The organism is Actinacidiphila paucisporea (assembly GCF_900142575.1).
Lineage (GTDB): Bacteria > Actinomycetota > Actinomycetes > Streptomycetales > Streptomycetaceae > Actinacidiphila > Actinacidiphila paucisporea.
The window spans coordinates 245459-262935 of sequence record NZ_FRBI01000004.1; the positions used below are offsets into that span (position 1 = coordinate 245459).

General features: G+C 72.2%; 15 protein-coding genes. 10 read left to right on the forward strand and 5 right to left on the reverse strand.

What is annotated here, in order from left to right; all coding sequences use genetic code 11:
• The 4 genes from BUE44_RS09025 to BUE44_RS09040 all read left to right on the forward strand — a co-directional run bounded on the left by BUE44_RS09025 (position 1) and on the right by BUE44_RS09040 (position 3906).
• The gene (locus BUE44_RS09025) at positions 1 to 2418 is read left to right on the forward strand and encodes a Tex family protein (RefSeq protein ID WP_079189605.1); all 2418 of its coding nucleotides are present in this window, start codon (positions 1 to 3) and stop codon (positions 2416 to 2418) included.
• A 102-nt stretch (positions 2419 to 2520) separates the two neighbouring features.
• Positions 2521 to 2703: a hypothetical protein gene (locus tag BUE44_RS09030; protein ID WP_073495893.1), complete on the forward strand. Its 183-nt coding sequence runs from the start codon at positions 2521 to 2523 to the stop codon at positions 2701 to 2703.
• Positions 2704 to 2769: 66 nt separating this feature from the next.
• Complete coding sequence (locus tag BUE44_RS09035; RefSeq protein WP_073495896.1) at positions 2770 to 3315, forward strand: MOSC domain-containing protein; 546 nt, start codon at positions 2770 to 2772, stop codon at positions 3313 to 3315.
• A gap of 6 nt (positions 3316 to 3321) precedes the next feature.
• Positions 3322 to 3906 (forward strand): NADAR family protein, encoded by a 585-nt coding sequence (locus BUE44_RS09040; RefSeq protein WP_073495898.1) that lies wholly within the window; start codon positions 3322 to 3324, stop codon positions 3904 to 3906.
• Between the two features lie 84 nt (positions 3907 to 3990).
• Here BUE44_RS09040 and BUE44_RS09045 read toward each other — a convergent pair whose 3' ends face one another.
• On the reverse strand, positions 3991 to 7005 hold the full coding sequence (locus tag BUE44_RS09045) for a carbohydrate binding domain-containing protein (protein ID WP_073496219.1): 3015 nt from the start codon (positions 7003 to 7005) through the stop codon (positions 3991 to 3993).
• Positions 7006 to 7249: 244 nt separating this feature from the next.
• Here BUE44_RS09045 and BUE44_RS09050 point away from each other — a divergent pair, with 244 nt between their 5' ends.
• Entirely contained in the window at positions 7250 to 8629 is a 1380-nt protein-coding gene (locus BUE44_RS09050; RefSeq protein ID WP_073495899.1) for an FAD-dependent oxidoreductase, read from the forward strand.
• Between the two features lie 64 nt (positions 8630 to 8693).
• On the opposite strand, the gene BUE44_RS09055 is transcribed toward BUE44_RS09050, so the two are convergent.
• The gene (locus BUE44_RS09055; RefSeq protein ID WP_073495901.1) at positions 8694 to 9689 is read right to left on the reverse strand and encodes a hypothetical protein; all 996 of its coding nucleotides are present in this window, start codon (positions 9687 to 9689) and stop codon (positions 8694 to 8696) included.
• A gap of 149 nt (positions 9690 to 9838) precedes the next feature.
• A complete protein-coding gene (locus BUE44_RS09060; protein ID WP_073495903.1) occupies positions 9839 to 10369 on the reverse strand; it encodes a PadR family transcriptional regulator in 531 nt (176 codons plus the stop codon).
• A gap of 109 nt (positions 10370 to 10478) precedes the next feature.
• On the opposite strand from BUE44_RS09060, the gene BUE44_RS09065 reads away from it, so the two are divergent.
• Positions 10479 to 11237, forward strand: a complete 759-nt coding sequence (locus BUE44_RS09065) for an alpha/beta fold hydrolase (protein WP_073495906.1) — start codon at positions 10479 to 10481, stop codon at positions 11235 to 11237.
• On the opposite strand, the gene BUE44_RS09070 is transcribed toward BUE44_RS09065, so the two are convergent.
• Positions 11221 to 11832 (reverse strand): class I SAM-dependent methyltransferase, encoded by a 612-nt coding sequence (locus BUE44_RS09070; RefSeq protein WP_073495908.1) that lies wholly within the window; start codon positions 11830 to 11832, stop codon positions 11221 to 11223. The two genes, BUE44_RS09065 and BUE44_RS09070, sit on opposite strands and share 17 nt — an antisense overlap.
• A 13-nt stretch (positions 11833 to 11845) precedes the next feature.
• On the opposite strand from BUE44_RS09070, the gene BUE44_RS09075 reads away from it, so the two are divergent.
• From BUE44_RS09075 to BUE44_RS09085, 3 genes are all read left to right on the forward strand, one after another.
• Positions 11846 to 12181: a YnfA family protein gene (locus BUE44_RS09075; RefSeq protein ID WP_073495910.1), complete on the forward strand. Its 336-nt coding sequence runs from the start codon at positions 11846 to 11848 to the stop codon at positions 12179 to 12181.
• Positions 12182 to 12299: 118 nt separating this feature from the next.
• Entirely contained in the window at positions 12300 to 12701 is a 402-nt protein-coding gene (locus tag BUE44_RS09080; RefSeq protein ID WP_073495912.1) for a roadblock/LC7 domain-containing protein, read from the forward strand.
• A gap of 145 nt (positions 12702 to 12846) precedes the next feature.
• On the forward strand, positions 12847 to 13956 hold the full coding sequence (locus tag BUE44_RS09085) for a DUF6397 family protein (RefSeq protein WP_079189606.1): 1110 nt from the start codon (positions 12847 to 12849) through the stop codon (positions 13954 to 13956).
• A gap of 66 nt (positions 13957 to 14022) precedes the next feature.
• Here the strand turns inward: BUE44_RS09085 and BUE44_RS09090 are convergent, their stop codons facing one another.
• Positions 14023 to 16536 carry a DEAD/DEAH box helicase gene (locus BUE44_RS09090; protein WP_073495916.1) on the reverse strand — a complete coding sequence of 838 codons (2514 nt, stop codon included), beginning with the start codon at positions 16534 to 16536 and terminating at the stop codon, positions 14023 to 14025.
• Positions 16537 to 16670: 134 nt separating this feature from the next.
• On the opposite strand from BUE44_RS09090, the gene BUE44_RS09095 reads away from it, so the two are divergent.
• Positions 16671 to 17465, forward strand: coding sequence for a metal-dependent hydrolase (locus BUE44_RS09095; RefSeq protein ID WP_073495918.1), 795 nt, complete (start codon positions 16671 to 16673; stop codon positions 17463 to 17465).
• Positions 17466 to 17477: the final 12 nt, after the last annotated feature.

A 17477-nucleotide genomic window follows, 5' to 3' on the forward strand; every position in this document is an offset into this window, starting at 1 on the left:
ATGCTGGCAACGCCGAGCGTCACGCGTCTCGGCCCGGGTCTGAGGAGCGGCATCATCAGCGGCAACGTTTCGGTCGAACGCAGGATCGCCGAGGAGTTGGGCGTACGCGAAGGTCAGGTGCGGGCGGCCGTCGACCTGCTCGACGGCGGGGCCACCGTGCCGTTCATCGCGCGCTACCGCAAGGAGGCCACCGGCACCCTGGACGACGAGCAGCTGCGCAACCTGGAGGAGCGGCTGCGCTATCTACGGGAGCTGGACGAGCGGCGAGCCGCCGTCCTGGAGTCGATCGAGGCGCAGGGCAAGCTCGACGACGCGCTCAAGGCGCAGATCATGGCCGCGGATTCCAAGGCCCGCCTTGAGGACATCTACCTGCCGTACAAGCCCAAGCGGCGCACCAAGGCGCAGATCGCCCGCGAGGCCGGCCTGGAACCCCTCGCGGACTCCCTGCTCGCCGACCCCGGGCTCGACCCGCAGACCGCGGCGGCCGCGTACGTCTCCGCGGACAACGGCGTGGAGGACGCGGCGGCCGCCCTGGACGGCGCGCGGTCCATCCTCACCGAGCGCTTCTCCGAGGACGCCGACCTGGTCGGCGAGCTGCGCACCCGGATGTGGAACCGCGGCCGGCTGGTGGCGAAGGTGCGCGAGGGCAAGGAGGAGGCCGGCGCGAAGTTCGCCGACTACTTCGACTTCGCCGAGCCCTTCACCAAGCTGCCCTCACACCGGGTGCTGGCGATGCTGCGCGGCGAGAAGGAGGAGGTCCTCGACCTGACCCTGGAGCCCGAGGAGCCCGGCGAGGGCCCGACGAGCTTCGAGCGGCGCATCGCCCAGCGCTTCGGCGTCGCCGACCGCGGCCGCCCCGGCGACAAGTGGCTCGCCGACACCGTCCGCTGGGCCTGGCGCACCCGCTTCCTGGTCAGGCTCGGCATCGACCTGCGGGTCCGGCTGCGCCAGGAGGCCGAGGACGAGGCCGTCCGGGTCTTCGCCACCAACCTGCGGGACCTGCTGCTGGCCGCCCCCGCCGGCACCCGGGCCACCATGGGCCTCGACCCGGGCCTGCGCACCGGCGTCAAGGTCGCCGTGGTCGACGCGACCGGCAAGGTGGTCGCCACCGACACGATCTATCCCCATGTGCCGCGCAACCGCTGGGACGAGTCGCTGGCGACCCTGGCCCGCCTCGCCGCGGCCCACCGGGTCGACCTGATCGCGATCGGCAACGGCACCGCGTCGCGCGAGACCGACAAGCTCGCCGCGGAGCTGATCAAGGCGCACCCCGAGCTGGACCTGACCAAGGCCGTGGTCTCCGAGGCGGGCGCCTCGGTCTACTCCGCCTCCGCCTACGCCTCCGCGGAACTGCCCGAGCTCGACGTGTCACTGCGCGGCGCGGTGTCCATCGCCCGCCGCCTCCAGGACCCGCTGGCCGAGCTGGTCAAGATCGACCCGCGGTCCATCGGAGTCGGGCAGTACCAGCACGACCTGTCCGAGGTGAAGCTGTCCCGCTCCCTCGACGCGGTCGTCGAGGACTGCGTCAACGGCGTCGGGGTCGACGTGAACACCGCGTCCGTACCGCTGCTGCGCCGGGTCTCCGGCATCACCGAGGGCCTCGCCGCCAACATCGTCACCCACCGCGACGCCAACGGCCCCTTCCGCACCCGCAAGGACCTCAAGGACGTCGCCAGGCTCGGCCCGAAGGCGTACGAGCAGTGCGCGGGCTTCCTGCGCATCCTCGGAGGCGACGACCCGCTCGACGCCTCCGCGGTGCACCCTGAGGCGTATCCGGTGGTCCGCAGGATCGGTAAGACCGCGGGCACCGGCATCGCCGAGCTGATCGGCAACGGGACCGTGCTGCGCGGCCTGCGCCCGCAGGACTTCGTCGACGACTCCTTCGGCCTGCCGACCGTCACCGACATCCTCGCCGAGCTGGAGAAGCCGGGCCGCGACCCGCGTCCGGCCTTCAAGACCGCGGCCTTCAAGGAGGGCGTGGAGGAGATGAAGGACCTGCGGCCGGGGATGCTGCTCGAAGGCGTCGTGACCAATGTGGCGGCCTTCGGCGCGTTCGTGGACGTCGGCGTCCACCAGGACGGACTGGTGCACGTGTCGGCGCTGTCCCGCAGCTACGTGTCGGACCCGCGCGACGTGGTGAAGTCCGGCGACATCGTGCGGGTCAAGGTGCTCGACGTGGACCTGCCGCGCAAGCGGATCTCGCTGACGCTGCGGCTCGACGACGAACCCAAGGCGGCCGCCGGCGGCGCAGAGGGCGGTGGCAACGGCGCAGGCGGCGGCGAGCGCCGCGGCAAGGCACCGCGGCAGGGCGGCAGGCCGGCGCAGGGCGACCGGCGCGGCGGCGGCTCCGCGCCGCAGCAGGCCGGCGGCGCGATGGCCGACGCCCTGCGGCGGGCGGGCCTGACCCGCGGCAGGTGAGGCAGGGAACCAGAACGGCCTGGGCCGCGTTGTTGTGGGTAGGCGTAAGGCGATGAGGGCGTGGCGTTCGGCCACGGGGCGCCGTGAACGGAGGCGGGGACAATGTCGGGTCGTGCAAAGGTCGCCATCGGCGGTGTGGTGCTCGGGCTGATCCTGCTGCACTGGATCCCGCTGTGGCTGTTCTTCCTGATCATCGTCGGTATCCCGGTCGCCGGGTATCTCGCCCTCGACTCCTCGCAGCGCCGCAGGCTGCGCCGGGTGAGCCGGCGGCAAATCGGTCGCTGACCTGGTCATTCCCCCAATAGGGTGAGTCATCGGGTCAGGGCATCCGATCGAGGGGAAGACCATCCGATGAGTCACGCCACCGTCACCGCGGTCAGCAGCGACACGGACCACCGGTTCAGCAAGGCCAACCGTCCCGCCATCCGGCTGCTCGCCGGCCTCGGCGTGGAGGGCGACGCCCATCTCGGGGCCACCGTCCAGCACCTGTCCCGCATCGCCCAGGACCCCACGCAGCCCAACCTCCGCCAGGTCCACCTGATCCATGCCGAGCTGTTCGACGAGCTGCGCGAGGCGGGCTATGCGGTGGCCCCCGGCGACCTGGGGGAGAACGTCACGACCCGCGGCATCGACCTGCTCGCCCTGCCCGCCGGCACCCGGCTGCGTCTCGGCCCCGACGCGGTCGTGGAGGTCACCGGCCTGCGCAATCCCTGCCGCCAGATCGACCGCTTCCGCACCGGCCTGCTCAAGCAGGTCGTCGGCCACGACGAGTCCGGCGCCGTCGTCCGCAAGGCCGGCGTCATGGCCGTCGTGCTGGCCCCCGGCACCCTCCACCCCGGCGACACGGTCACCGCCGAATTCCCCCCGCCCCCGCACCGCCCCCTGGAAAGGGTCTGACCCGCCATGCCCTGCCCCCCGACCCCGCTGCGCTCGGTCGACGCGCTGATCGCGTACGCCGCCGCCGGCCCCCGGGTGAAGTACCTCCACTTCTGGGGCCACCAGCCGCAGCGTGACGGCAGCATAGGACCCGGCTGCCTCAGCCAGTGGTGGCCCGCGCCCTTCACCGTCGACGGCGTCACCTATGCCACCGCCGAGCACTGGATGATGGCCGGCAAGGCACGGCTGTTCGGTGACGCGGACGCCGAGCGGCGCGCTGTGGCCGCCACCCATCCCAAGGCGGCCAAGGACGTCGGCCGTTCCGTGCGCGGCTTCGACGACGCGGTCTGGTGCCGGGAGCGGTTCGCCCTGGTCGCGGAGGGCAGCAGGCACAAATTCGAGCAGCACCGTGACCTGCGGCGCTTCCTGCTGGCGACCGGCGGCCGGGTGCTGGTCGAGGCCAGCCCGCTGGACCGGGTGTGGGGCATCGGGCTGGCGGCCGACGACGAGCGCGCCGACGACCCGGCGCGTTGGAAGGGGCTCAACCTGCTCGGCTTCGCGCTGATGGACGCCAGGGACCGGCTCGCCGCCGAGGACGACGCCGGCGCGTGACCGCGGGCGCCTCCGGGCGTGCCGTGCCCGCCCGGTCCTCCGCGGCACGGGAGGACCGGGCGGGCACGGCTGGAGGGGGCCGGCCTACTTGAGGTAGGGGCCGTCCGCGCCGACCTTGCCCGGTGCTGCGTTGCGGCCGCCGAGGTCGAGCACGTAGACGCGCATGTCGCCCTTGCCGGGCGCGGCGATGGACAGGGTGCCGCCGGTGACGGTCCTGACGTCGCCGCTGACGGCGTCCACGTAGCGGCCGTCGGGGATGCCGCTGAAGCTCGCGGCGTCGGTCACCGTCACCAGGGCGAAGCTGTCCACGCCCGACGCGGTGTCGGTGTAGCGGCGCTTGAAGGACATCCCGCCGCCGCTGACACCGTCGGTGCTGTACTGCCCCATCTGCAGCGCGGGGATCGCCCGCCGGATCTGGTTCAGCCGCTGGAGATGTTTGACCAGCGGCTGCGCAAGAGTGGTGGCCACCGGACCCGACGCACTGGCGACGGTTCCGAAGTCCGAGGCGGTGACCGTCCCCTCCACATGGTCGCCGTAGTAGGCGCGGCCGGTGGTCGCCAGCGGGCAGCTCGGCCCGCAGTCGATGGTCTTGCCGGCCTGGAACTGGATCTCCGAGCCGTAGTAGAGCGTCGGGATCCCGCGGAAGGTCCACATCAGCGCCATGTTCTCGGCCCAGGCGTCCTGCCCGCCGGTGTAGCGCACCGACGACTTGTTGGGGCCGTAGTCGTGGCTGTCGACGTAGACGACGTTGTAGGTGGCGTCGTTGGTCGAGTCGTCGGAGTCCTTGCCGTTGTTGAAGGCATTGTGCGCGTCACCGAAATTCATGTGCATGCGCATGTCGATGACGTTCATCCCGGAGAATTTGCTGTGGTCCGGGGTGTGGTAGACGTTGCCTTCGAGAAAGGCGTTGGCCGACGTCGGCTGGTTGCCGGTGCCCAGCTGCTCCTCGTAGTTGTACTGCTCGATCGCCGCGGTCGCGTCGTCCGGGCTGTAGTCCTTGCGCTCCTTCCACGTGTAGAACTGCGCCGAGTGGTTGACCGACCCGCGGTTCCACTTGTCGTTGACGAAGGCGCCGACCTCGCCGAAGACGAAGAAATTCTGCGCCTTGTCCGGACCCCAGTCCTGCAGCACCCGCTGCTGGATCGCCGGCAGGAAGCGGCGGTTCCAGGTGACCCGGGGGATGTGTACCGCGGTGTCGATGCGGAAACCGTCGACTCCCATGTCGATGTACTTGTTGTACGCGCCGATCAGGTAGTTCTGCACCACCGGGCTCTCGGTGTTGAAGTCGGCGAGGTCGTCGGCGAGCCAGCACGAACGCGAGTCCTCGCCCTCCCAGTTGCCGATCCAGCACTGGTGGTAGAGCGAGGCGGGGAACATCCCCGAGGTCGGGTTCGGCCACTGGCAGTTGTAGAGCGTGTAGCCCTCCGGGCTCTTCTGACCGGTGGGCCTGCCCCAGTTCAGGCAGGTGTTGCCCGTCGGCTCCGCAGTGGACCACAGGTCGCCGTTGTAGTACGACTTGCCGGTCTTGGGGTCGATCGTCAGACCGTCGTAGGCGAAGCCCGGCTCCTTCTCGTCGTAGTACCAGGACCACTGCGAGTCCCTGACACCGTAGACCGTGGGCACGAACAGGCCCTTGGCGCCCCACCGCGAGCTGTGGTTGTAGACCACGTCCTGGTAGATCTTGATCCCCTTGGCATGGGCCGCGTTGATCAGGTCCTGATACGACGCCCCCGCCGACTCCAGGCGCGGGTCGACCCGGTAGAAGTCCCAGCCGTGGTAGCCGTGGTAGTCGTAGTCGCTGCGGTTCAGCACGACCGGGGTGATCCAGATCGCGGAGAAGCCGAGCGCCTTGACGTAGTCGAGCTTCTGCACCAGCCCCTTGAAGTCGCCGCGGAACATCGGGTCGTTGTTCGCCGCGTTGCCGGAGGCCACGTTCTGGTTGCCGCCGCGGTCGTTGCCGGTGTCGCCGTCGTAGAAGCGGGCGGTCAGCACGAAGTAGATCGGGTCCTTGCGCGGGTCGGTGCCGATCATCTGGCCGGGGGTGGCCGGCGGCGGGGCGTGCCCGGTGGTGGCGGTCGCCGCGGCCGAGGCGGCGGAGGCGTTGCCCGCCGCGTCCAGGGCCACGACGGTGTAGGTGTAGGCGGTCTCCGCCTCCAGGCCGGACTCCGAGAAGACCGTGGAGCCCACGCTGGTCACCACGGTGCCCTTGGTTCCGCCGCTGCGGGTCACCTGGTAGCCCGCCACGGCCGTGTCGTCGGTCGACGGGTTCCAGGTCAGCACCACGGCCGTGTCGGTGGCGGTGGCCTTCACCGCGCTTGGCACGGTGGGCGGCGTGGTGTCGGGGACGACCGCCGCGCAGGGGTCGGCGGCATGGGAGGTGACCTTGGTGTCCTTGACGGTGCTGACACCCGAGGACAGCGCGTAGTTGGCGCCGTTGTCGTTGTCCCAGGTGCCGTTCCCGTTGTTGAAGGTGGCCGCGAGACCGGTCGCCCCCTGGAGGTCCACGGTCTTCTTCACCCAGCCGGTGCAGGCCGCGTCCATGCCGACGCCCGGCACGGTCGTCCAGGCCTTCCCGGTGGGCGCGTAATGCAGGTTGACGCTGGTCCAGCCCACCGTGGCGGTGGAGTAGAAGACCGTCGCGGAGGTGATGGGCGGGTCGGTGGTGCCGCCCGCACACGGGTCGCTGTGCGCTATGGCGCCGTCCTTGACGGTGATGGTGCCGGTTCCAAGGGAGTAGTTCTTGCCGCCGTTGTTGTCCCAGGTGCCCTGGCCGTTGTTGAAGGTGGCCTGCCACCCGGTGGCCGTGCCCAGGTCGACGGTCTTCTTCACCCAGCCGGTGCAGGCGGCGTCCATGGCGACGCCCGGCACGGTGGTCCAGCTGCCGCCGTCCGGCGCCCAGTGCAGCTTGTACGCCGACCAGTTGGACGCCGTGGTGGAGTAGTAGACGGTGGCGGTGTTCCCGCTCGTGGCGGCCGCCGCGGGGGCCGCGCCGGTGGACAGCGCGGGGAGCAGGGCGGCAAGCAGCCCGGTGACGACGGCGAGGACGGCCGCGAGCGGGCCTGGCCTGATGGTGCGGTGATGGCGCGAAAGGTATCTCACGTCGGACTCCTCGGACGGGGCCGCGCGGGCGGCCGGTGTCGGGGAGGCCGTCACTTCCGCGCGCCACGGAACGAACGGCCGAATATCTTGCGCAAGTTACTGCAAGAACCTTCGTGAGGTTACTGGGACATGTGAGTGACGTAAAGAGGCGTGTACGGGTCCGGTGTTCCGTCGCACGTAGGGTGCTGTGCGGGTGCGGCTGCTGCATCCGATCCGCACCGGTCGCAGAGGAGTGGCACGGCATATGACGGAGCGCCTGGTGGTCATCGGCGGCGACGCGGCGGGCATGTCGGCCGCCTCCCAGGCGCGGCGCCGCCGGGCGGCCGACGACCTGGAGATCGTCGCCTTCGAACGCGGGCACCACACCTCCTACTCCGCCTGCGGCATCCCGTACTGGATCGGCGGCGCCGTGCCGGGCCCCGACGCGCTGGTCGCCAGGACCGCGGCGGAGCACCGCGCCCGCGACATCGACCTGCGGCTCGGCACCGAGGTCGTCGGGATCGACCCGGAGCGCGGCCGGGTCCGCAGCAGGGACGCCGACGGCGGCGAGCAGTGGACCGGCTACGACCACCTGGTCATCGCGACCGGCGCGGTTCCCGTACGCCCGCCGCTGCCCGGCATCGACGCGCCGGGCGTCCACGGTGTGCAGACCCTGGACGACGGCGAGGCGGTGCTCCGCGGCCTGGACCGCGCGGAAGTTCGCCGCGCCGTGGTGATGGGCGGCGGCTACATCGGCGTGGAGATGGCCGAGGCGATGCTGCGGCACGGTCTGGACGTGACGCTGATCGACCGCAACGAGCAGCCGATGACGACCCTCGACCCGGATATGGGGCGACTGGTGCGCGACGCGCTCGAAGGTCTCGGGGTGCGCGTGGTCTCCGGCGCCCCGGCCCGCGCGGTGCTCACCGGCGAGGACGGCCGGGTCCGCGCCGTCGCCACCGACGCCGCGGAACATCCCGCCGACCTGGTGGTCCTCGGCCTCGGCGTACGTCCGCAGACCGACCTCGCAGCCGAGGCGGGACTGCCGCTCGGCGCACACGGCGGCCTGCTCACCGACCTGTCCATGCGAGTGCGCGGCACCGAGCGGATCTGGGCGGGAGGCGACTGCGTCGAAGTGCTCAACCTGGTCTCCGGCGCCCTCCAGCACATCGCGCTCGGCACCCACGCCAACAAGCACGGCAAGACCATCGGCACCAACATCGGCGGCGGCTACGCCACCTTCCCCGGCGTGGTCGGCACCGCCGTCAGCAAGGTCTGCGACGTCGAGATCGCCCGCACCGGCCTCAAGGAGTCCCAGGCCCGTGCCGCCGGGCTGCGGTACGTGACCGCGGTCATCGAGTCCACCAGCCGCGCGGGCTACTACCCCGACGCCGCCCCGATGACGGTCAAGATGCTCGCGGAACGCCGCACAGGGCGGCTGCTCGGCCTGCAGATGGTCGGCGGCGAGGGCGCGGCCAAGCGCGTCGACGTCGGAGCGGTCGCACTGACCGCGGGCATGACCGTGGAACAGGTGGTGGGCCTGGACCTCGGCTACGCCCCGCCCTTCTCACCGGTGTGGGACCCGGTGCTGGTCGCGGCGCGCAAGGCGGCCGACGCGGTGGCGGCGGACATCGCGGCGGACTGACCTTGGCGCTTACGACCTGGGCGCTTACGACCCGGGCGCGTACGCCCCGGGCCGGGCCGCCCGGTCAGGACGGCGCGGACGCCAGCTTGCCGAGGGCTTCGAGCAGCGGAGGGAGCGCGGGGCCGCGGCCGACGGGCAGCACTTCGCCGGGCGCCTCGTCGAGCAGGACGAAGGCGACGTCGTCGGCCCTGGCGACCAGGCTCCAGCCCGGCCCGTCGGCCCGCAGCGAGCCGCCGGTGGTGCGCACCCGTCCGGGCGGCGGGGGAGTGCGGAGGTATTCCTCCGCGCCTTGCAGCGCGCGGCGTATGCCGCCGTGGGAGATCGAGGGGCGGGGTGCCGCCTCGTGGGAGGCCGCGGGTGCTTCGGCGGGTGTTACGGGCGCGGCCGCCGGGGTCGCGGGCGTTTCGTCCTCCGCGGGGTCCGGGGGCGCTGCCTCCGCCTCCTCGGCCTCCTCCGCGTCCTGCCCGGGTGCCGGCGCCTCCCGCTGCTCCTGCTCCACCGGCGCCGCCGCGGAGTCCGCTTCCGGTTCCGTTTCCGGCGTGGACTCCGTTTCAGCGTCCGTTTCCTGCGTGGCCGTCGGCATCAGCTGGTCGCGCCACTCGTACCACCGGGCGGCGATCTCGTCGGCCCCCAGCCGCCGCTGCGGCGGTCCCCACACCGAGACGTCGGGCGGCGTGAGCGCGGGTCCCGCCGTCTCGTCCACGGGATCGTGCGGCGCCGGGATGCCCGGCACGGAGACGGCGACCGGCAGCGGCCAACCCGGCAGCGAGGCGGCCAGCGTGTCCTCGTCGGGGGCGAGTTCGTATTCGAGGCCGCAGTCCCAGGCGGCGAGCGCGCACGCGACCATGGCGGCGTCGGTGGTCGCGACCGTCCAGCGCGCGCCGCTGCCGTCCTGACCGAACATCAGGCCGTAGCCGTCGGTCAGCGGGGTCAGGCCCAGGTGCGCGCACGCGGCGGGGTAGTCGTCGCCGAGCACCCCGGGGAAGCGCTCCGGCGTGAGCATCGCGGCCGTCAGCACGAACAGCTCGTCGTCTTCGTCCGTGTGATCCGCCGCGGCCATGGGGCGCCCTCCCTCTCGATTCCGGTCCGCGCACCTTAACCAGCGGGTAACGTCCGCGTCGAGGGGGTGGGCGCCCGCGCCCGGGGAACCGCGGCGCCGGCTTGGCCGTCGCTTTCGCGTCGGCTATGGCGCCGGCCTTTCGCCCCGGCTCACGCGGCCGCGTCGAGCGCCGCCAAGGTGGTCCGCAGCCAGTCGAGTTCGGCCCTGCTGGTGGCGCGGGCGATGACCAGTACGCCCTGCCGGAAGGGGTCGTCCACCTCTTCCGCGCTCACCGGGCGGTCGTCGGCGTAGAAGAAGCTCGACGGCTCCTCCAGGAAGGCGAGCCTGCGACGCAGCACCACGGCCTGCGCGGCGGGATCGGCGAGGTGCCGCAGGAAGGCGAGCACGGTGAACCAGCGGTTCTCGTTGCTGATGTCCAGGGGCTCGGGCTCGGCGAGCCGGCGCATCAGCTCCGCCCTGCCCCCGTCCGTCAGGCTCAGTACGTGCCGCGGCGCGGCGACCGCGCCGGGCTGCTGGTCGCGCCGCAGCCAGCCCGACTTCTCCAGTCGTTTGATCGCCGGGTAGAGCGTGCTCTCCGCGATCGGCTTGATGTGCCCGGTCAGCGCGGCGACGCGTTTGCGCAGCTCGTAGCCGTGCAGCGGCGTCTCGTGGAGGAAGCCCAGGATCGAGAGTTCCAGCATGGCGCCATTCTGCCACGCCTCCGCTGTACACCGTTGACGTAGTACCTCGACACCGATGTATAGTTCGGCTGTCGTCATGGAACGGCACCCGGCGAGAGAGGCGGCAGTGATGCGGCAGACGGAATTCGGCCCCGACGGCGCGTACATCCGGTGGACCGAGGCGGAGGGGGCGGGCCCCGCCCGCGTCCATGTGCACGGCCTGGGCGCGGCGACGGGCCCCTATACGGCCCACCTGTCCGCGTATCCGGAACTCGGCGGGCGGCGGACGCTCTACGTCGACCTGCCCGGCTTCGGCATCAGCGACCGCCCCGCCGGCTTCGGCTACTCCCTGGAGGACCACGCGGCCGCGCTCGCGGCGGTCCTGGACGCCGCCGGGGTGCGGGGCGCCGAGGTGGTCGGGCACAGCATGGGCGGCTCGGTGGCGATCGTGCTGGCCTACCGCAGGCCCGACCTGGTCTCCAGGCTCGTGCTGGCGGAGGCCAACCTCGACCCCGGGCCCGTCCCAGGTGCCGGCAGCAGCGGCATCGCCCGCTGGTCCGAGGAGGAGTTCGTGCACGGCGGCGGCTTCGCCGCCACTTTGGAGCGGGTCGGCTGGCTGTGGCGCTCCACCATGCGCCTCGCCGACCCGCTGGCCCTGCACCGCAGCGCGTGCGGCCTGCTCCGCGGCACGGAGCCGACCATGCGCGCCATGCTGACCGGCCTCGACATCCCCCGCACCTACCTGGTGGGCGACGCCGGCGACGAGATCGCCGACCTGGCGGACCTGACCGCGTCGGGCGTCCGGGTGGTCGGGGTGCCGGACTCGGGGCACTGCATCATGTTCGACAACCCGCGGGCCTATGCGGCGGCGATCAGTGCCGCTGCCTGACCGCGACCGCGAGATAGCGCTCCTCGGAGTCGTCGAGCAGCGACAGCTCCCAGCCCGTCGCGGACAGCAGCGGGTCGAGCTGCGGCCGCGCCCTGACATCGTCGGTACGCAACCGGTGGCCGCGGCGGGCGGCGAGCGCGGCCCGCCCCAGCGGATGGAAGAGCGCGAGCCGGCCGCCCGGTCGCGTCACCCTGGCCAGTTCGCGCAGCCCGGCTGCCGGATCGGGCAGATGGTGGAGCAGGCCCGCTGCGAAGACGACGTCGAAGGCCCGGTCCTGGAGCGGCAGTTGTGCGCTGTCCGCCTCGATCAGCGCGCCGTCCGCCTGCCTCCCGAGCCGGACGGCCTCGCGCAGCATCTCCGGCGTCAGGTCGACGCCCACGACCTCGCCCGCCGGGCCGACCGCCGCTCGCAGCAGCGGCAGTGCCCGCGCGCTGCCGCAGCCCGCGTCCAGGGCCCTACCGCCGGGCGGCGTCTCCAGCGCCGCGACCGCCGCCGTGTAGGCGGGCGTGTCGCCGGGATAGCGGGTCTCCCAGCCCTCGGCGCGCTCGCCGAAGAAGAGGCGCAGCCGCTGCCGTTCGCTTCCGATACTGGCCATGCATCATGGTGGCATGATCACCCTGCGTTCCGCGGCCCTCTTCGTTCTCGCCGCCCTGCTGGAGATCGGCGGCGCGTGGCTGATCTGGCAAGGGGTGCGCGAGCACCGCGGCATCGGGTGGATGGGCGCGGGCATCGTGGCCCTGGGCCTCTACGGATTCGTCGCGACCCTCCAGCCGGACGCCGACTTCGGCCGCATCCTGGCCGCGTACGGCGGTGTCTTCGTGGCGGGCTCCCTCATCTGGGGCGTGGTAGCCGACGGTTACCGTCCGGACCGCTTCGACATCGCGGGAGCGGTGATCTGCCTGGTCGGGGTGGGTGTCATCATGTACGCGCCGCGCGGCGGCTGAATTCCGCCGTTCCCGGGCGGCGCCCGGCACTTCGGCGGGTGCGGCGCGCCGAGGCGGGGTTGCCGAAGCGGGCCCGGCGCGACAGGCTCTAGGGCAGGGGGAGACGGGAGGCAGGGCGATGACGGTGAGCAACAGGCTCGCGTGGCTGCTCGACGATCTGACACAGCGCGTGCCGCACGTCCAGCACGCACTCGTCCTGTCCAACGACGGTCTGGTCACCGGCGCCAGCGGCGGCCTCGACCGGCCGGCCGCCGAGCATCTGGCCGCCGTCTCGTCGGGCTTCCACAGCCTCGCCAAAGGCGCGGGCCGGCAGTTCGGAACGGGCGGGGTCCGGCAGACGATGGTCGAGTTCGACGAGGGCTATCTTTTCGTGACCGCGGCGGGCGACGGCAGTTGCCTGTCGGTCCTCAGCGGCATGGAGGCCGATGTCGGCCGGGTCGCCTACGAGATGACGCTGCTGGTGCACCGGGTGGGCGAGCATCTGGGCGTCGCCGCCCGCGGACCGGGCTCGCCGTACTGACCCGATGACGGCTGCGGCCGCCGGCCGGGCAGGCGGGCTGAGCTGCGGGGAAGCGAGTTATCCACAGGGCTGGGAACGGGTGTTCGCCGCGCGCGCTAGAGTCGTCACTGTCAGTAGTTGAGCAAGACGGGGAGTGACGACAGTGATGACGACGAAGGTGCGCACGACCGGCAAGGCGACGGCCGCGGGCGGTACGGGCAGGGCCAGCGGTACGCGCAGGGCGGGTGCGGCGGGCGATACCGGCCGGGCGGGCAGGGTGGTGGCGCGCGGTCAGGACCCGGGCGGGCCGCCGACCCTCACCCTCGACCGGGCATGCGAGGAACTGAGCCTGGGCTACCCGGACTTCGAGCTGGCGCTGGTGCTCGGTGAGATCGCCACGGTCGGCGGCGGCACGGGCCGGCTGCGGGTGCCCGCGCAGGAGATCGCCAGGGTCCGGGAGGCCGAGGGCGGGGCGCGGGCCCTGCTCGCGAGGATCCAGCTGGTCAACACCACGGACGGCGCCGAGCTGCTGGGGATCAGCCGCGACCGGCTGCTCCGGCTGACCAGAGCCGGCTGCGTCCGCCCGGTGCGCTGGTATGTCAACCGCTACCGCGCGCTGGTCTGGCTCTATCTCGCCAGCGAGCTGCGGGACTTCGCGGCGGCCAGCCCCGCGCTGCTGTCCGGCCGGCTCCCCGCGGCGGTGCGCGAGTCGGCCGACGACGGCGAGGACCAGCGGCCGCGCGGCTGGCGGTCACGCCGGGTCGCCCAGCTGGTCAGGGACGCGCCGGGCCCCTGGGAGGAAGCCGCGGTGTGGGCGGCACTCCTCGGGCCCGAGATGACCTTGTCCGCGGTCCCCGATCCGTACGAGCGCGCACGGCTGCAGAGGATCCATCCGGCGCTGCCGCCGGGCCGCCCCGGGCCGCTGGCGGACGCAGCGCTGATCGGGCGGCTCACCACCGCGGACCACCCGGACGAGATCGCCCTCGGCCTGGTCGCGCTCGCCGACGCCCTGGGCCGGGCCCGCGACCGCGACCCGGTGCCGCGGCACCAGTCCCTGTCCCAGCCCGAGCTACGGCCGCCCGGCGCGGTCCGCGCCGAGCTGCCCGCCGTGTCCGAGGCGCCCGCCGTGCCCGACGCGCCACCGGCACCGGTGGCCGGTGCGGTGGTGCCGGTGCGAGCGCCACTGCCGGCACCGGCGCCCTGGCCGGTCGAGGATCGGCCGCGGCGCAGTCTGCGCCGGTTGCTGCGGGGCCGCAGGCAGGTCACCGACGGGTGAGCGCCCCAGGTGGCCGTGCGCCCGGCCGGGCCGCCCTGGTGCTGCCCTACGGCGCCGTCCGAGCCGTCACAGCTCGCCGACACCGGTGAGCCTGATCACCGCGCGGCCCTCTTCGTCGGAGGCCGCCAGGTCCACCTCGGCTGAGATGCCCCAGCCGTGGTCGCCGGCCGGGTCGGCGAAGGTCTGGCGCACGCGCCACAACCCGTGCTCCGGTTGTTCCTCGATCTGCAGCAGCTTCGGGCCGCGGGCGTCGGGGCCGGTGCCCAGGTCGTCGTATTCGTCCCAGTAGGCGTCCATCGACTCCGCCCACGTGTCGGCGTCCCAGCCGGACTCCGCGTCCAGTTCGCCGAGCTGGTGGTATTTCTCCAGCGCCGCCAGCTCCACCCGGCGGAAGAGCGCGTTGCGGACCAGCACCCGGAAGGCGCGGGCATTCGCGGTGACCGGCTTGACCTGGTCGGCGCGCTCGGCGGCCTCTTCCGCGGTTTCCACCTCGGGGTTGGCCAGCTGCTCCCACTCGTCCAGCAGGCTGGAGTCGACCTGCCGGACCAGCTCCCCGAGCCAGGCGGTCAGATCCTGGAAGTCCTCGGACTTGAGGTCGTCGGGCACGGTGTGCTCCAGCGCCTTGTAGGCGCCGGCGAGATAGCGCAGCACGATGCCCTCGGTCCTGGCCAGCTCGTAGTACGAGGTGAATTCGGAGAACGTCATCGCGCGCTCGTACATGTCGCGCACCACGGATTTGGGGGAGAGCGGATGATCACCGACCCACGGGTGGCTCTTGCGGTACACGCCGTAGGCATGCAGCAGGATCTCTTCCATCGGCTTGGGGTAGGACACGTCCTGCAGGCGCTCCATGCGCTCCTCGTACTCGACGCCGTCGGCCTTCATCGCGGCCACCGCGTCGCCCCTGGCCTTGTTCTGCTGGGCGGCCAGGATCTGCCGCGGGTCGTCCAGCGTCGACTCCACGACCGACACCATGTCCAGCGCGTAGGAGGGGGAGTCGGGGTCGAGCAGTTCGAAGGAGGCCAGCGCGAAGGTCGACAGCGGCTGGTTCAGCGCGAAGTCCTGCTGCAGGTCGACGGTCAGCCGGACGATCCTGCCCTCCGCGTCCGGCTCGTCGAGCCGCTCCACCACACCGCCGGCCAGCAGCGAGCGGTAGATGGCGATGGCCCGGCGGATGTGCCGCAGCTGTGCGCGGCGGTCCTCGTGGTTGTCCTCCAGCAGCCTGCGCATCGCGTCGAAGGCGTTGCCCGGGCGGGCGATCACCGACAGCAGCATCGCGTGGGTGACCCGGAAGCGGGACGTCAGCGGTTCGGGGTCGGAGGCGATCAGCTTCTCGAAGGTCGCCTGCGACCAGCCGACGAAGCCCTCGGGCGCCTTCTTGCGCACCACCTTGCGGCGCTTCTTCGGGTCGTCGCCGGCCTTCGCGAGCGCCTTCTCGTTCTCGATGACGTATTCGGGCGCCTGCGCCTCGACGAAGCCCGCGGTGTCGAAGCCGGCCCGTCCGGCGCGGCCGGCGATCTGGTGGAATTCCCGGGCGCGCAGCACCCGCACCCGCTGCCCGTCGTATTTGGTGAGCGCGGTGAAGAGCACCGTGCGGATCGGCACGTTGACGCCGACGCCGAGCGTGTCCGTACCGCAGATCACCTTGAGCAGCCCCGCCTGCGCCAGCTTCTCCACCAGCCGGCGGTATTTCGGCAGCATCCCCGCGTGGTGCACCCCGATGCCGTGCCGGACGTAGCGGGACAGATTGCGGCCGAAGGCGGTGGTGAAGCGGAAGTTGCCGATCAGGTCGGCGATCGCGTCCTTCTCGGCCCGGGTGCACATGTTGATGCTCATCAGCGCCTGCGCCCGCTCGACGGCCGCGGCCTGGGTGAAGTGCACGATGTAGACCGGCGACTGACGGGTCTCCAGCAGTTCGGTCAGCGTCTCGGTCAGCGGGGTGCCGCGGTATTCGTAGCTCAGCGGCACCGGACGGTTCGCCGACCGCACCACGGTGGTGGGCCGCCCGGTGCGGCGGGTCATGTCCTCCTCGAAGCGGGACACGTCACCGAGCGTCGCCGACATCAGCAGGAACTGCGCCTGCGGCAGCTCCAGCAGGGGGATCTGCCAGGCCCATCCGCGGTCCGGCTCGGCGTAGAAGTGGAATTCGTCCATGACCACCTGGCCGACGTCCGCCGACCTGCCGTCCCGCAGTGCGATCGAGGCCAGCACCTCGGCGGTGCAGCAGATGACCGGCGCGTCGGGATTCACCGAGGCATCACCGGTCAGCATGCCGACGTTCTCGGTGCCGAAGAGCTTGCACAGGTCGAAGAACTTCTCCGAGACCAGCGCCTTGATCGGCGCGGTGTAGAAGGTGACCTCGTCGCGGGCCAGCGCCGCGAAGTGAGCACCCGCCGCGACCAGGCTCTTTCCGGATCCGGTCGGGGTGGAAAGGATCACGTTCGCACCCGAGACCACCTCGATCAGCGCCTCCTCCTGGGCCGGGTAGAGCGAGATGCCCTGCCCCTCGGCCCACGTCGAGAACGCTTCGAAGAGGGCATCGGGGTCGGCATCGGACGGCAGCTGATCGATAAGGGTCACCCCACCATCTTGCCTGTCCCAAGCGTCACAGGCGGAACCGGAGGCCGCGGTCGTGATCATCGGCGATAGGGTGTGCCGTCGACCACGCGTCAACTCCGCCCGCGGGCGGCACTTCAGGGGGACGGAGCAGCACCATGATGGGACCTGCGCACTCACTGTCCGGAGCGGCGGCCTGGCTGGGCGTCGGGGCCGTCGCGGCGGGCCTCGGCCACCCGATGCCCTGGCCGACGGTCCTGGTGGGCGCGCTGATCTGCGCGGGTGCGGCGCTGGCCCCCGACCTGGACCACCAGGCGGCGACGATCTCCCGTGCCTTCGGCCCGCTGTCCCGGGCGCTGTGCAGGGTCGTGGACAGGCTGGCGCACGCCACGTACAAGGCGACCCGCAAGCCGGGCGACCCGCGCAGGGCCGGCGGGCACCGCACCCTCACCCACACCTGGCTGTGGGCGGTGCTGGTGGGCGCCGGCTTCTCGGCGGCCGCGGTCTACGGCGGCCGCTGGGCGGTGCTGGTCATCCTCTTCATCCACATGGTGCTCGCCGTGGAGGGCCTGCTGTGGCGGCAGGCCAGGATGTCGAGCGACGTGCTGGTCTGGCTGCTCGGGGCGACCAGCGCCTGGATGCTCGCCGACGTACTGGACGACCCGGGCAACGGCAAGGACTGGCTGTTCACCCAGCCCGGGCAGCACTACCTGTGGATCGGCCTGCCAATCGTGCTGGGCTCCCTAGTGCACTGCATCGGCGACGCGCTGACCGTGTCCGGCTGCCCGGTGCTGTGGCCGATCCCGATCGGCCGGCGCCGCTGGTATCCGGTCGGCCCGCCGCGCTTCATGCGCTTCCGGGCCGGCAGCTGGGTGGAGATCAAGGTCCTCACCCCGGTCTTCTTCCTCGTCGGCGGCGGCTGCGCCCTGGGCGCGCTGGGCGTCATCGGCTGACCTCCCGCCCGC

Excerpts from the sequence above, each read along its gene's own strand:
- BUE44_RS09025 (WP_079189605.1), top strand. The coding sequence starts at position 1 with ATGCTGGCAACGCCGAGCGTCACGCGTCTCGGCCCGGGTCTGAGGAGC.
- BUE44_RS09030 (WP_073495893.1), top strand. The coding sequence starts at position 2,521 with ATGTCGGGTCGTGCAAAGGTCGCCATCGGCGGTGTGGTGCTCGGGCTG.
- BUE44_RS09035 (WP_073495896.1), top strand. The coding sequence starts at position 2,770 with ATGAGTCACGCCACCGTCACCGCGGTCAGCAGCGACACGGACCACCGG.
- BUE44_RS09040 (WP_073495898.1), top strand. The coding sequence starts at position 3,322 with ATGCCCTGCCCCCCGACCCCGCTGCGCTCGGTCGACGCGCTGATCGCG.
- BUE44_RS09050 (WP_073495899.1), top strand. The coding sequence starts at position 7,250 with ATGACGGAGCGCCTGGTGGTCATCGGCGGCGACGCGGCGGGCATGTCG.
- BUE44_RS09055 (WP_073495901.1), bottom strand. The coding sequence starts at position 9,689 with ATGGCCGCGGCGGATCACACGGACGAAGACGACGAGCTGTTCGTGCTG.
- BUE44_RS09060 (WP_073495903.1), bottom strand. The coding sequence starts at position 10,369 with ATGCTGGAACTCTCGATCCTGGGCTTCCTCCACGAGACGCCGCTGCAC.
- BUE44_RS09065 (WP_073495906.1), top strand. The coding sequence starts at position 10,479 with ATGCGGCAGACGGAATTCGGCCCCGACGGCGCGTACATCCGGTGGACC.
- BUE44_RS09070 (WP_073495908.1), bottom strand. The coding sequence starts at position 11,832 with ATGGCCAGTATCGGAAGCGAACGGCAGCGGCTGCGCCTCTTCTTCGGC.
- BUE44_RS09075 (WP_073495910.1), top strand. The coding sequence starts at position 11,846 with ATGATCACCCTGCGTTCCGCGGCCCTCTTCGTTCTCGCCGCCCTGCTG.
- BUE44_RS09080 (WP_073495912.1), top strand. The coding sequence starts at position 12,300 with ATGACGGTGAGCAACAGGCTCGCGTGGCTGCTCGACGATCTGACACAG.
- BUE44_RS09085 (WP_079189606.1), top strand. The coding sequence starts at position 12,847 with ATGACGACGAAGGTGCGCACGACCGGCAAGGCGACGGCCGCGGGCGGT.
- BUE44_RS09095 (WP_073495918.1), top strand. The coding sequence starts at position 16,671 with ATGATGGGACCTGCGCACTCACTGTCCGGAGCGGCGGCCTGGCTGGGC.